The organism is Paenibacillus sp. 203 (assembly GCF_037027525.1).
Lineage (GTDB): Bacteria > Bacillota > Bacilli > Paenibacillales > Paenibacillaceae > Paenibacillus > Paenibacillus polymyxa_B.
The window spans coordinates 1-454 of the sequence record NZ_JAXCHD010000051.1 but is presented as its reverse complement, the minus strand read 5'-3'; the positions used below and the strand labels follow the sequence as shown (position 1 = coordinate 454).

Genomic DNA, 454 nt, shown 5'->3' with positions numbered 1-454 from the left:
ATTCAATATCATCTTTGAATTTACCAATACCGTGATTGCAGTTGTTGCATAAAGCACCTCTAAATTTTAGGCTGCTATGTGAATGGTCTATATGCAAAGGTTTATTAAACTCCCCACATATCTCACAACTTATAATTTTATTTATTCTGTCAAAATCAGCTTTGTTAATTCCAAGTTTTGATTTAGCCTGAATGAAGCGTATTTTGTCTTTATTGTTCTTGCGGTACTCTCTATTGTATTCAATCAATCAAGCTTTGCAGCTTGATAGCAAGTATTTTCCTGCATTACCAAAATTTGATAGAGGTTTTAATACTCCGCACTTTTTGCATAATTTCATGCTTAATATCCAATCGTAAATTATAATTTAATTATAACATACTCGTGACAATTAGATAATTTATTTCGCCATATTTGGATTTGGTTTAATCTTTTAACTTAAAATATTGTGATAAGT

The 454-nt window shown here is 29.5% G+C and carries 1 protein-coding gene; it reads right to left on the bottom strand.

The window, feature by feature from the left end:
• The coding region (locus WA407_RS26325) for an endonuclease domain-containing protein (RefSeq protein ID WP_336078737.1) at positions 1-247 on the bottom strand (247 nt) is incomplete at its 3' end.
• Positions 248-454 lie beyond the last annotated feature (207 nt).